Genomic DNA, 12,054 nt, shown 5'->3' on the forward strand with positions numbered 1-12,054 from the left:
ACACTAGCGCAACTGGTATCGAGTGCGCTACGGTACCGAGTACCAGTTCGAATCGAGTACCTGTTCGAGTGAGGGAGCGACGACATGACCGAACCGACGAACACACTGCTGATGTCCGGCGCGAGCCGGGGCTTGGGCCTGGCCGCGGCCGAACGGCTGCTCCGGGACCACCCGGACCAGCTGCTCCTGATCACCGTGCGCGGGGACGCCGGTCAGCGGGTCGCGCGGGACCTGGCGGCGCGCACCGGAAACCCGAACGTCCAGGCGGTTTCCTGCGACCTCGGCTCGCTCGCGGAGGTGCGCGCGGCGGCGGAAACCGTGCGAAAGCGCCTCGACGCGGGAGAGATTCCGCCGCTGACCGGGTTCCTGGCCAACGCGGGTGTCCAGATGGCCTCTAGTAATAAGGCCACCGCGGACGGCTTCGAGGCCACCTTCGGGATCAACGTCCTGGCGAACTACCTGCTGATCCGCCTGCTGGCCGACCGGTTCGAGCCGGGCGCGCGGATCGTCGTGACCGGCAGCGAGTCGCACTTCGGCGACTTCCGGCACAACCTCGGCCTGGTGCCGGCGCCGCGCTGGACCGGCGTGCGGAGCCTCGCGACGCCGGGAAGCGGGCCGGAGGCGGAGACCCTCGAGGCGGGCCGCCGGGCGTACTCGACCAGCAAGCTCGGGGTGCAGTACCTCGTGCACGCGCTCGCGAGGTGGCTGCCGAACGTCGACGTCTACGCCTACACACCGGGGCTGGTGCCGGGCACGGGTCTGGTGCGGGATGCGAGCGCCATCCAGCGCTTCGGGTTCCGGTGGCTGATGCCGGCGTTGTGGGCGACGCCGATCGCGTCGAGCCCACGGACGGCGGGGGCGAAGCTCGCCGCGGCCATGGGCGGGCCGCGGCCCGCGGAGTCCGGGGCCTACCTCGACCGCGGCCGGGTGGTGCCGTCGTCGAAGGAGTCCTACGACGAGGGGCGAGAGGAGGAGCTGTGGCGTGACGCCGCCGAACTGTGCGGCGTGCCGGCGGACTCGAGGTCCTGAGCAGGGCACGCCGCACGTGGTTCAGACGGTGGTGAGCTCACCACGATCGAGCACCTTGAGCTCGGTGTCCTCCGGCGCGAGATTGCCGAACAGGCCGTAGTGCATGGCCGGGTTGGCGAGCACGGCTTCGTGGATCGGCACGGCGATCCGCGGCGCCACCGCGCGCAGGTAGTCGACGGCTTCGCCGGCCTTGAGCCACGGCGCGCCCGTCGGCAGGCCGAGGACGTCGATCTTCTGCTCGGGCACGAAGAACGAGTCGCCCGGGTGGTAGAACGCGCCGTCGTCGACGAGGTAGCCGATGTTCGGGATCACCGGGATGTCACTGTGGATGACGGCGTGCTCGCCGCCGACGGCCTTGAGGGAGGTGTCGCCGATGGCGAAGGAGTCGCCGACGTTGGCGATGTCGAACGGAACGCCGAGCTTCTCGACGGCTTCGGCCGAGCCGGGGTCGACGATCAGTTTCGCGCCGGGGTTGGCTTCGAGCACCTTCGGCAGCCGCTCGACGTCGAGGTGGTCGAAGTGCTGATGGGTGATCAGCACGGCGGACAGCTCACGCTCGCCCTCGAAGTCCGTGGAGAACGTGCCCGGGTCGATCAGGATCCGCTCCGAGCCGGTCTCCACCAGCACGCAGGCATGTCCGAAATGGACGATACGCATTGATGATTCTCCTTAGGGGGTGGTCGATTCCAGCCTAGTCCCGGTTCGTCAGATCTTGCCCGTGAGCAACGCGTCGCCCAGCTCCGTCCGCCGGTACAGCACCCGGTGACCCCGGCGTTCCGAGGCCAGCAACCCGGCCCCGCGCAACGCCGTGAGGTGCGCCGAAACCGTCGCCGGGGCCAGGCCGTGGCGCTGGGCGAGGTCGGTCGTCGCGGCCGGCTGGTCGAGCGTTGTCAGCAGCAGGGCCCGGGTCCGGCCGAGCACCTCGGTCAGCGGCTCCGGTGGAGTCGTGACCGACGTCCACAACGAGGCGACACCCCGAGCGGGGTAGAGAAGGGAGATCTGCCACGGCGGAACCGTGATCACACCGACGTTCGGCCAGGCGAACACCGCCGGGATCAGCAGCAGCCCGCGTGAGTCGATCTCCAGCCGTTCGCGAGACCGGACGTCCACCAGCAGGGACGTCCCGGTCAGGCGGACGCGCGGGTGGAGTTCGGCGAGCATCGTCGCGACACCCCCTTCGCCGAGCACTCGGGTCCGGTGGGCGATGTCGGCCGCCAGCAGCTCGCGGAGGCGAGGCCACTGCGGTGCGAGCATCGTGTGCCAGACCGTCTCGAGCTGGTCGGCGAGCAGGTCGCGCGCGGCCGCCGGGTCGGCGGGCAGGCTGCTCAGGTCGGCGTCGACCATCGCCAGCTCCAGGGCGACCTGGTGCGGCGGCGTCGCGCGGACCGTGCGCAGCTGGGCTTCGGCGGTCGTTTCCGGGCCGTCGGGCGGAGGGCTCAGGAACTCGGTGAGGTAGTGCCGGGCGCTGAGCACCGCGGCGAGCTCCGGGACGTCGACGTCGGGCGCGCCGGACACCCACGGCAGGTGGGCCGGGTGCGTGCGGACGCCGAGCAGCGTCTGGACGGCGCCCAGCACCTCCTCCAGCGGCGAGATCGCGAAGCGGACTCGTTGGGCGCCGGCCGCGGTCAGGATGAGCTCGATCATCGGCGATTCGCTCTCACCCGAATAAGTGTGCCTCGGCCCGGGGACACGCGAGGTTACGAACATGTCGTTGTTCACCCATCGCGCGTACTGGCGCTGGTCGGCGGGCGTCCAGTTCGCCCGGCTGCCGGCGACCATGGCGCCGCTCGCGTTCACCCTGCTGACCACCGCGACGACCGGCTCGTACCGCCTCGGCGGGGTGCTGATGTCGGTCTACGTCGTGGCCGAGATGGCCGGCGCGGTGCCGGTCGGGCGGCTGATCGACCGGGTCGGGCCGGCCCGTGGCCTGCCGGCGCTGCTGGTCTTGACCGCCGTGGGCTTCGTCGTGCTGGCCGTGGCCGCGGCGGCGGGCGCGCCGAACGCCGTGCTGCTCGGGCTCGTCCTGCTGCCCGGGGCCACCGCGGGAGCGTTGTCGGGCGGCTTCCGGACGCTGCTCGCCGACACCGTCGACGACGCGCTGCTGCCGCGGGCGATCTCCGTGGACGCGATGATCCTCGAAGGGGTGCTCATCGGCGGTCCGGCGCTGGTCGCGCTGCTCGACCTGGCCGGCACGTTCGTCCCGCTCGCCGCGATGGCCGTCGCCTGTGTGGCCGCCGCGGCGCTCGTCCCGCGTCGTGAGGGTGAGCGCGAACGGGTGGAATCCGGCGCCGAAGGCGGACGGGTGCCGGTGAGCGCGTACCTGCCGTGGCTGTGCTGCGCGTTCACCGTCGGGCTGTTGCTGTCGACGATCGAGGTCGCGCCGTTGCCGCTGGTCCAGCGCCTCGGCGCGCCCGAGGCCGCCGCACCGGTGGTGATCGCCGTGCTGAGCGGGGCGAGCATCGCGGGCAGCGCGCTCTACGCGTGGCGGGGCAAGACCGGTGACGCGCGGCTGTTCCTCGGCGGGTTCATCGTCGGTGGCCTCACCCTCGCGGCGGACCTCGGCTGGCCGGGGCTGATCGGGTCGGTGGCGGTGATCGGCGCGTGCACCGGGCCGCTGGTCGCGGCGACGTCGGTCAACCTGCAACGGCTGCTGCCGAAGAACCGCAGGTCAGCGGGGTTCTCGCTGAGCTTCACGGTGCAGGCGGCCGGCTTCGGGCTGGGCTCGCTGGCCGTCGGGGTGCTGCCGTTGTGGGTCGCTCCGTTGTTCGGTGTCTTTGCCTCGGCGATCGCCGGTGGAATGCTGGTGCGGAAGCCCGCGCGAGCTATTGGCACGATGTCAGTAACGTCGTAACCTGGGCTGACCCGCGACCTCCAGGGAGACGCCGATGACTGCCGTCCAGCCGAAGCCGACGTCGGTCGGCGAGACCTTCGACTCGCTGAGCCCGGCGACCGACGAGGTGGTCGGAACCTATCCCGTGCACAGCGCCGAAGACGTGCAGGCGGCCGTCGCGCGAGCGCGCGTCGCGGCGCAGTGGTGGGGCGACCTCGGCTTCGCCGGGCGCGCGGAGCGGCTCAAGAGCTGGAAGGGCGTCCTGACGCGGCGGCTGCCGCAGCTGTGCCAGGTCGTGCGCGACGAGACCGGCAAGCCGATCGCCGACGCGCAGCTCGAGAGCGTCCTGGCCATCGAACACATCGCGTGGGCGGGCAAGCACGCGAAGAAGATCCTCGGCAAGCAGAAGCGTTCCGCCGGGCTGCTGATGTCGAACCAGGCCGCGACCGTCGAGTACCAGCCGCTGGGCGTGGTCGGCGTGATCGGCCCGTGGAACTACCCGGTGTTCACCCCGCTCGGCTCGATCGCGTACGCGCTCGCCGCGGGCAACGCCGTCGTCTTCAAGCCCAGCGAGTACACGCCCGGTGTCGGGAAGTGGCTGGTCGACGCGTTCGCCGAGATCGTGCCGGAGCAGCCGGTGCTGCAGCTGATCACCGGCTTCGGCGAGACGGGCGCCGCGCTGGTCGGGGCGGGTGTCGACAAGATCGCCTTCACCGGCTCGACCGCCACCGGCAAGCGGATCATGGCCGCGGCCGCCGAGACGCTGACCCCGGTCGTCATCGAGGCGGGCGGCAAGGACCCGGTGCTCGTCGACGTGGACGCCAACCTCGACGCCGCCGCCGACGCGACCGTGTGGGGCGCGTTCTCCAACTCCGGCCAGACCTGCATCGGCGTCGAGCGGGTGTACGTCCACGAGAAGGTGCACGACGAGTTCGTCGCGAAGGTCGTCGAGAAGACGAAGGACGTCCGCGCGGGTTCGGACGAGGCCGCGCAGTACGGCCCGGTGACCATGCCTTCGCAGCTCGGCGTGATCAAGCGGCACATCCAGGACGCGCTGGCCCGCGGGGGCAAGGCCGTCCTCGGTGGTGAGGAGTCCGTCGGCGACCGTTACGCCCAGCCGACGGTGCTCATCGACGTCCCGGAGGACTCCGAGGCGGTCACCGAGGAGACGTTCGGCCCGACGGTGACCATCGCGAAGGTCCGCGACATGGACGAAGCGATCGAGAAGGCGAACCACACGAAGTACGGCCTGGGCTCGACGGTCTTCTCGAAGTCCCGCGGTGTCGAACTGGCCGAGCGGCTGCGCACCGGCATGACGTCGATCAACGCGCCGCTCTCGTTCGCCGGGATCGCGTCACTGCCGTTCGGCGGTGTGGGCGACTCCGGCTTCGGCCGCATCCACGGCCCGGAAGGGCTGCGCGAGTTCGCCCGCACGAAGGCGATCGCGCGTCAGCGCTTCACGGCGCCGTTGACACTGACGTCCTTCAGCCGCAAGGAGTCCACGGACGCGCTGGTCGTCAAGCTGGTGACGATCCTCCACGGCAAGCGCTAGCGGCCCCGGATCAGGTCGGCCGCCTTCTCGGCGACCATGATCGTCGGCGCGTTCGTGTTGCCCCGCGGCACCACGGGCATCACGGACGCGTCGACCACGCGCAGGCCTTCGACCCCGAGCACCCGCAGCTGCGGGTCGACCACCGAACCGATCGAGCACGTGCCGACCGGGTGGTAGAGCGTCTGCGTGTTCTCGCGGATGTGGTCGGCCAGCTCGGCGTCGGTCAAATCGTGCCGCGCCGGCAGGAACGGCTGGTCCAGGAACCGCTTGAGCGGGCCGACCCGGCCGATCTCGATCAACGCGCGCAGGCCGGCGATCATCTTGTCCATGTCGGCCGGCTCCGCGTAGTAAGCCGGGTCGATTTCCGGCTTCCACAACGGGTTCGCCGACTTCAGCCGCAGCCGGCCGCGGCTCGCGACGTCCACGAGCGTCGCCGCCGACGTGAAGCCGGGGACGGTCGGTTCGCGCAAACCGTTGTCGTAGAACAACGTCGGCGCGACGTGGATCTGCATGTCCGGCGCGGGCAGGCCGTCGCCGGTCGGGAAGAACGCGCCGGCTTCGCCGATGTTCGACGCCAGCGGCCCGCGCTTCGTCAGCTGGTAGCGAACTAGACCGGCCGGTGTGGCGGCGTCGACGAGGTCGGTCGTGCCACGCGTGGACCAGATGATCCCGCACGCCGGGTGGTCGTGCAGGTTCTCGCCGACGCCGGGCAGCGCCGCGACGACGCTGATGCCGTGCTCACGCAGGTGCTCGGCCGGGCCGACACCACTCACCATCAGCAACTGCGGCGAATTCACCGCCCCACCCGAAAGAAGAACCTCGGCCGACGCGCGTGCCGTGACCTCGACGCCGTTGTCCAAATAGGACACGCCGGTCGCGCGCGTGCCCTCGAAGACGACCCGGGTGGCCGGTGCGTTCGTCTTCACCGTGAGGTTCGGCCGCTCCAAGGCGGGCCGCAGGTAGGCGTCCGCGGTCGACCAGCGGCGGCCCTTCTTGCAGGTCACCTGGTAGACGCCGGCGCCTTCCTGGCTCTCGCCGTTGAAGTCGTCGGTGCGCTTGAGGCCCCACGCGACGGCCGAGTCGACCCACGCGCTCGACAGCTCGTGGGTGAAGCGGCGGTCCTCGACGTGCAGCGGGCCGTCGGTGCCGTGCAGCGGGCCCCCGAGCCGCTGGTTGCCCTCGGCGCGCTTGAAGTAGGGGAGGACGTCGTCCCAGCCCCAGCCCTCGGCGCCGTGGGAATCGCGCCAGCCGTCGTAGTCGGCGCGGTTGCCGCGGATGTAGATCATCGCGTTGATCGACGAGCAGCCGCCGAGCATCTTGCCGCGCGGCCAGTAGGCCGGCTTGCCGGTGTGCTTCTGCTCGACCGTCTCGTAGTTCCAGTCCCACTTGGTCTTGAACAGCGAGGCGAACGCCGCCGGGATGTGGATTTCGTCCGCGGTGTCCTCGCCGCCCGCTTCGAGCAGCAGGACCTGGGCCGACGGATCCTCGGAGAGCCGGTTCGCCAGCACGCAGCCCGCGCTCCCGGCGCCGATGATCACGTAGTCGTAGGAGTCCACGGTGCCTCCACAGCTGTTGGCGCGATGTCAACGACTCATCATGGCGCAGGTCGGCGCCCGCGGCCAGTCTAGGTGCCCGCCGCCTGCGGAACTGGGTGAACTATGCTCGCGGGGTACCCACGACCTGCGTGAATAAGGAGCAGCCTGCCGTGGCCCGAGTCGTCGTCGACGTCATGCCGAAGCCCGAAATCCTCGACCCGCAGGGACAGGCCGCGCTCGGCGCCGCCGGCCGTCTCGGCTTCACCGGGATCAAAGAGATCCGCCAGGGCAAGCACTTCGAGATCGAGGTCGACGACACCGTCGACGACGCGACGCTCGAGAAGATCGCCGAAGGCTTCCTCGCGAACCCGGTCATCGAGCAGTGGACCATCACGCGGGTGGACGCGTGAGCGCGCGCATCGGCGTCATCACCTTCCCCGGCACGCTCGACGACGGCGACGCGGCCCGCGCGGTCCGCTACGCCGACGCGGAGGCCGTGCCCCTGTGGCACGCCGACGAGAACCTGCACGACGTCGACGCCGTGGTCGTCCCGGGTGGCTTCTCCTACGGCGACTACCTGCGCGCGGGCGTGATCGCCCGGTTCGCGCCGGTCATGACGCCGGTGATCGAGGCGGCGCGCGCGGGCATGCCGGTGCTCGGCATCTGCAACGGCTTCCAGATCCTGTGCGAGGCGGGCCTGCTGCCGGGCGCGATGATCCGCAACCAGGGTCTGCACTTCATCTGCCGTGACCAGTGGCTGCGCGTCGAGAACACCGAAACCGCGTGGACCACCCGGTACGAGCAGGGCGCCGAGATCCTCGTCCCGATGAAGAACATCGACGGCTGCTACGTGGCCGAGCAGTCCACTTTGGACGAGCTCGAGGCCGAGGGGCGCGTGGTGTTCCGGTACGTGGGCGGCAACCCGAACGGGTCGCGGAACGACATCGCGGGGATCCGGAGCGAGAACGGCCGGGTCGTCGGGCTGATGCCGCACCCGGAGCACGCGATCGACGCGCTGACCGGGCCGTCGGACGACGGGCTGGGCATGTTCTACAGCGCGGTGGACGCGCTGATCAAGGCTTGAGGGCGGGCGGCGCCCCCCGGTATCCATTTTACCGAGGGGCACCGACAGTTCCGGGCCCGTGGACGCGGGTTGTCCACGGGGCTCAGCTCTTGCTCTGGTCGTTCGACAGCCACTTCTCCGGGCGGACGCGCACCAGGACCGACCGCTCGCCGAGCGCCGAGTCGACGTACGCCGTCGCCTCGGCCGTGGGCCAGTAGCGGCCCGCTATCCGCAGCGCCTGTTCGCGCGTCGGCGGCTTGTCGTTCGCGATCACCGGGCCCTCGACCGTCACGTACTTGTACGGCGGGTTCTCGTCCTGGACGGCCAGGCTCAGCCGGCCCGCCGCCGTGATCGCGCGGTCCTTGACCGTCTCGCGTTCCATCCAGATCAGCAGCTCACCGCCGGGTTCGTAGTCGTACCAGACCGGGACCGCCAGCGGGGCCCGGCCGGCGCGCTCCACCGCCAGCACCCCGACGTGGACACCGCTCAGGAACGATTCGCGCTCGGCCGTCGTCATCACGAAGGACATGTCACTCCCCAGGCAGAAGATCCGCTACCCGGGGAGCAACACCGCGCGAACTCCGGACATTCCGGACTACGAAGCCGCCGCCACGAGACGCGCGTACGAACCGCCCGCCGCCAGCAGTGCCGAGTGGGAACCCAGCTCCGTGATCCGGCCGCCTTCGACCACCGCGACCCGGTCGGCCGCCGCGGCCGTGTGGAGGCGGTGGGCGATCGCGATCACCGTCCGTCCCTCCAGCACGCTGTTCAGCGACCGCTCCAGGTCCCGCGCCGAGCCGGTGTCCAGCAGCGACGTCGCTTCGTCGAGCACCAGTGTGTGCGGGTCCGCCAGGACCACGCGGGCCAGCGCCAGCTGCTGCGCGATCGCTGCCGGCACCGGGTGCTCGCCCGAGCCCAGCTTCGTGTCGAGGCCGGAAGGCAGCGACGCGACCCAGTCGGACGCGCCCGCCGAGGTCAGCGCCGCCAGCAGCTCGTCGTCCGTCCAGTCGCCGCCCGCGCGCCGCGCCGGGAGCGCGAGGTTCTGCCGCAGCGTGCCCGAAAACACGTGGTGCTCCTGGGTCAGCAGCAGGATCTCACCGCGCAGGACGTCGTCGGCCAGCGCCGAAACGTCCTGGCCGCCGATCCGGACCGAGCCCGCGGACGGCGCCGCGATGCCGGCCAGCAGCCGGCCGAGCGTCGACTTGCCCGCGCCGGACGGCCCGACGATCGCCAGCCGCTCGCCGCGCGGCACCCGCAGGTCGATGCCGTGCAGCACCTCACGGTCGGCGGTGTAGGCGAACCGGACGCCGTGCACGTCGATGTCCCGCCCGCGCGGCACCTCCGTCACCTTCGGCGCCTCCTCGAGGGCCACCGAGTGGACACCCAGGATCCGCCGCGCCGCGGCCCCCGCGACCTGCAGGTCCTCCAGCCAGAACAGCGCCTCGTTGAGCGGGGTCGCCATCGCCTGGACGTACAGCAGCATCGTGGTGATCTCGCCGAGCCCGGCCCAGCCGCGCGTGTACGCGAGCAGCCCGAGCGGCAGCATGACCGCCAGCGGCAGCACGTAGCTGATCTCCAGCGACGGCAGCCAGCGCAGCTGCAGGGCCCGCATCCGGCGCTCGCCGTAGATGCTGAGCTCCAGTGCTTCGTGCGCCGCGTCGATCCGCCGGTCGGTGAGGCCGAGCGCCTCGACCGTGCGCGCGCCCTCCGCCGTCTCGTGGACGCTCGTGGTCAGGTCCGCCCAGCGGTCGAGCATCCACTGCATCACCGACGGGATCCGCCGCTGGTACCAGATGTTGACGGTGACCAGCAGCGGCAACGCGACCAGCAGGCTCAGCGACAGCAGCGGTGACGTCAGCACCATCGCGACGACCGTGAACACCACCGTCACCGCCGCGACCAGGATCTCCGGCGCCGCGAACCGCGCCGCGTGGTCGATCCGGCCGAGGTCGGTGGTGGCGCGACTGAGCAGGTCGCCGGTGCCGGCCGCCTCGACCGTCCCCAGCGGCAGCTGCAGCGCCGTCCCGACGAACTCCTCGCGGGTCTCGGCCAGCACCAGCTCGCCGAACACCGCGCCGCGCATCCGCGCGATCTTCCGCGCCAGCGCCTGCAGCACGAGGATCACCACGAACACGGCCGCGAGCAGGTCGACGTGCCCGGTCGTGGTGCCGGCCGCGACGTCGTCGACGAGCGCGCCGAGCAGCTGCGGCGCGGCGAGCCCGATCAGCGTCGCGACGGCCAGCGAGCCGAGCAGCAGCCCGAACTCGCGTTTGTGGCTCACCGCCGTCTTCCGCGCCCAGCGGCGGACGTCCTGCCGGGACGCCGTGGGAAGCCTTCTCATACCGTCACCCCTTTCGCCGTGAAGAACTCGTCGGCCACATGTGTCCACAGTGGACTCTGGCTGAACACCACCGTCGTCTTGCCGCGGCGCAGCGCCGTGACGCGCTCGGTGATGCGTGCCTCCGTGTGCGCGTCGACCGCCGACGTCGGCTCGTCCAGCACCAGCACGTCGGCGTCGACCGCCAGCGCGCGGGCCAGGTTCAGCCGCTGCCGCTGACCACCGGACACCTCGCGGCCGCGCTCGCCGATCAGCTCGTCGACGCCGTTGGGCAGCGCCTCGATGATGTCGTCGGCGTCGGCCGCGTAGAGCGCTTCGGCGATGCTGACCTCGCTCGGCCGCGCCGGCGCCAGCTGCTCGCGCAGCACACCGGAGAACCAGATGTCCTGGTTGTGCGCGTACACGACCCGCCGCCGCAGCTCCGCGAGCGCGACGTGGTCCGCGCGGATCCCGCCGACCAGCACCTCTTCGCCGTCGGCCGGATCGGCGAACCGGGCCAGCCGGTCGGCGACCGCCTCACCGTCGGCGCCGAGGTCGACGACCGTCAGCCGCCCGGCCGCGACGCGGATCCCGGACTCGGTGTCCACCAGCTCCAGCGGCCCTTCGGGCAGCCGCACCGGTGTCTCCGGGTCCGCCAGCTTCGGCTGGATCGCCAGCAGCGCCGCGACCTTGCGGGACGCGACCAGGCCCGACGTGATCGACCCGACCGCCTCCGTCGCGGCGGAGACCGGCCAGATGAGGAACGCCGAGATGCCGTAGAACGCCACCAGCTGCCCGACGTCGATCGAGCCCGCGACGGCCAGCCGCGCGCCCAGCCAGGTGATCACCACGGTGACCAGGCCGGGCAGCGCGATCTCGGCCGCGGCCAGCCAGGCCTCGGCCTGGCCGACCTCGATGCCGGCCACCCGCACCCGCTGGCTCGTCTCGCGGAAGCGGCTGAAGAACCGCCGCTCACCGCCGATGCCGCGCAGGATCCGCAGGCCGGACACGATGTCCGCGCCGAGCGCGTTGACGTCTCCGCGCTTCTCGCGCTGCTTCGCCTTGCGGTTCTGCAGCGGCGCCAGCAGCGGCCCGATGCCCAGCACCGCGACCGGCACGCCGATGAGCGCGACCAACCCGAGCAGCGGCGACGTCGAGAGCAGCCACACCGCGACCACGACGAACGCCAGCAGCGAGCCGAACGCGCGCCCGGTCATCTCGACGGTGTTGCCGATGTGGTTGATGTCGGTCGTCGAGATCGCGACGAGGTTGCCGGTGGTCGTCTGCTCGCGCAGGCCGGCGCCGACACGCGTGGTGTGCGCCGACACCGCCCGCTGCGTCGAGCCCGCGCCGTGCAGCCACAGGCCGTAGTTGAGGAAGTGCAGCCAGGTCCCGGACAGGGTCTGGACGACGCCGAGGGCGGCCGCGGCCAGCGCCCAGCGCCAGATCGCCCCGCCGTTGTGCGCGACGACGGCGCCGATGCCCTGGCCGACGACCAGGGGCAGCAGCGCGCCCGGGAGCGCCCAGACGACACCGATCGCGGCCGCGCCGAGGACCGAGCCCACCCGGGCCCGGAACACGGCGAGCAGGAAGCGGCTCGCGGTCGGCCGTGCGGGCAGCCGCAGCGGCGGAAAGGGATATGTGGCGGAAAGCACGATTCCCGACGGTAAGCCGACCACCAGCGGAAGGCGACCGATTTTCCTCGCGGCCGTTCCGGTGTCGGCCCGC

The 12,054-nt window shown here is 71.5% G+C and carries 11 protein-coding genes; 5 read left to right on the forward strand and 6 right to left on the reverse strand.

Features of this window, described 5'->3' with window-relative positions:
• Positions 1-84: 84 nt before the first annotated feature.
• Positions 85-1,029, forward strand: a complete 945-nt coding sequence (locus tag ACZ61C_RS38985) for an SDR family NAD(P)-dependent oxidoreductase (protein ID WP_465312947.1) — start codon at positions 85-87, stop codon at positions 1,027-1,029.
• A gap of 21 nt (positions 1,030-1,050) precedes the next feature.
• Here ACZ61C_RS38985 and ACZ61C_RS38990 read toward each other — a convergent pair whose 3' ends face one another.
• Together ACZ61C_RS38990 and ACZ61C_RS38995 are read right to left on the reverse strand one after the other, a co-directional pair.
• Positions 1,051-1,686, reverse strand: coding sequence for an MBL fold metallo-hydrolase (locus ACZ61C_RS38990; RefSeq protein ID WP_465312948.1), 636 nt, complete (start codon positions 1,684-1,686; stop codon positions 1,051-1,053).
• A 48-nt stretch (positions 1,687-1,734) separates the two neighbouring features.
• Positions 1,735-2,673: an ArsR/SmtB family transcription factor gene (locus tag ACZ61C_RS38995; protein WP_465312949.1), complete on the reverse strand. Its 939-nt coding sequence runs from the start codon at positions 2,671-2,673 to the stop codon at positions 1,735-1,737.
• 61 nt (positions 2,674-2,734) lie between these two features.
• Here ACZ61C_RS38995 and ACZ61C_RS39000 point away from each other — a divergent pair, with 61 nt between their 5' ends.
• Positions 2,735-3,880 carry an MFS transporter gene (locus ACZ61C_RS39000; RefSeq protein WP_465312950.1) on the forward strand — a complete coding sequence of 382 codons (1,146 nt, stop codon included), beginning with the start codon at positions 2,735-2,737 and terminating at the stop codon, positions 3,878-3,880.
• A 34-nt stretch (positions 3,881-3,914) separates the two neighbouring features.
• Positions 3,915-5,411 (forward strand): aldehyde dehydrogenase family protein, encoded by a 1,497-nt coding sequence (locus ACZ61C_RS39005; RefSeq protein ID WP_465312951.1) that lies wholly within the window; start codon positions 3,915-3,917, stop codon positions 5,409-5,411.
• Here the strand turns inward: ACZ61C_RS39005 and ACZ61C_RS39010 are convergent.
• Entirely contained in the window at positions 5,408-6,967 is a 1,560-nt protein-coding gene (locus ACZ61C_RS39010) for a GMC family oxidoreductase (RefSeq protein WP_465312952.1), read from the reverse strand. The two genes, ACZ61C_RS39005 and ACZ61C_RS39010, sit on opposite strands and share 4 nt — an antisense overlap.
• A gap of 149 nt (positions 6,968-7,116) precedes the next feature.
• On the opposite strand from ACZ61C_RS39010, the gene purS reads away from it, so the two are divergent.
• Positions 7,117-7,356: a phosphoribosylformylglycinamidine synthase subunit PurS gene (purS, locus tag ACZ61C_RS39015; RefSeq protein ID WP_086675945.1), complete on the forward strand. Its 240-nt coding sequence runs from the start codon at positions 7,117-7,119 to the stop codon at positions 7,354-7,356.
• Positions 7,353-8,030, forward strand: coding sequence for a phosphoribosylformylglycinamidine synthase subunit PurQ (purQ, locus tag ACZ61C_RS39020; RefSeq protein WP_465312953.1), 678 nt, complete (start codon positions 7,353-7,355; stop codon positions 8,028-8,030). Before purS ends, purQ begins: the two co-directional genes overlap by 4 nt.
• Before the next feature lie 82 nt (positions 8,031-8,112).
• On the opposite strand, the gene ACZ61C_RS39025 is transcribed toward purQ, so the two are convergent.
• The 3 genes from ACZ61C_RS39025 to ACZ61C_RS39035 form a co-directional block, all read right to left on the reverse strand.
• Entirely contained in the window at positions 8,113-8,538 is a 426-nt protein-coding gene (locus ACZ61C_RS39025) for a pyridoxamine 5'-phosphate oxidase family protein (protein WP_465312954.1), read from the reverse strand.
• A gap of 66 nt (positions 8,539-8,604) precedes the next feature.
• On the reverse strand, positions 8,605-10,350 hold the full coding sequence (locus ACZ61C_RS39030) for an ABC transporter ATP-binding protein (RefSeq protein WP_465312955.1): 1,746 nt from the start codon (positions 10,348-10,350) through the stop codon (positions 8,605-8,607).
• Positions 10,347-11,981, reverse strand: a complete 1,635-nt coding sequence (locus ACZ61C_RS39035) for an ABC transporter ATP-binding protein (protein WP_465312956.1) — start codon at positions 11,979-11,981, stop codon at positions 10,347-10,349. The genes ACZ61C_RS39030 and ACZ61C_RS39035 overlap by 4 nt, the downstream gene beginning before the upstream one ends.
• Between the last annotated feature and the right edge of the window lie 73 nt (positions 11,982-12,054).

The organism is Amycolatopsis sp. NPDC104587, assembly GCF_055583645.1.

Bases quoted from the DNA above. Each gene is read 5' to 3' on its own strand.
- ACZ61C_RS39000 (WP_465312950.1), top strand. From the start codon at position 2,735: ATGTCGTTGTTCACCCATCGCGCGTACTGGCGCTGGTCGGCGGGCGTC.
- ACZ61C_RS38995 (WP_465312949.1), bottom strand. From the start codon at position 2,673: ATGATCGAGCTCATCCTGACCGCGGCCGGCGCCCAACGAGTCCGCTTC.
- ACZ61C_RS39030 (WP_465312955.1), bottom strand. From the start codon at position 10,350: ATGAGAAGGCTTCCCACGGCGTCCCGGCAGGACGTCCGCCGCTGGGCG.
- ACZ61C_RS39025 (WP_465312954.1), bottom strand. From the start codon at position 8,538: ATGTCCTTCGTGATGACGACGGCCGAGCGCGAATCGTTCCTGAGCGGT.
- ACZ61C_RS38985 (WP_465312947.1), top strand. From the start codon at position 85: ATGACCGAACCGACGAACACACTGCTGATGTCCGGCGCGAGCCGGGGC.
- ACZ61C_RS38990 (WP_465312948.1), bottom strand. From the start codon at position 1,686: ATGCGTATCGTCCATTTCGGACATGCCTGCGTGCTGGTGGAGACCGGC.
- ACZ61C_RS39005 (WP_465312951.1), top strand. From the start codon at position 3,915: ATGACTGCCGTCCAGCCGAAGCCGACGTCGGTCGGCGAGACCTTCGAC.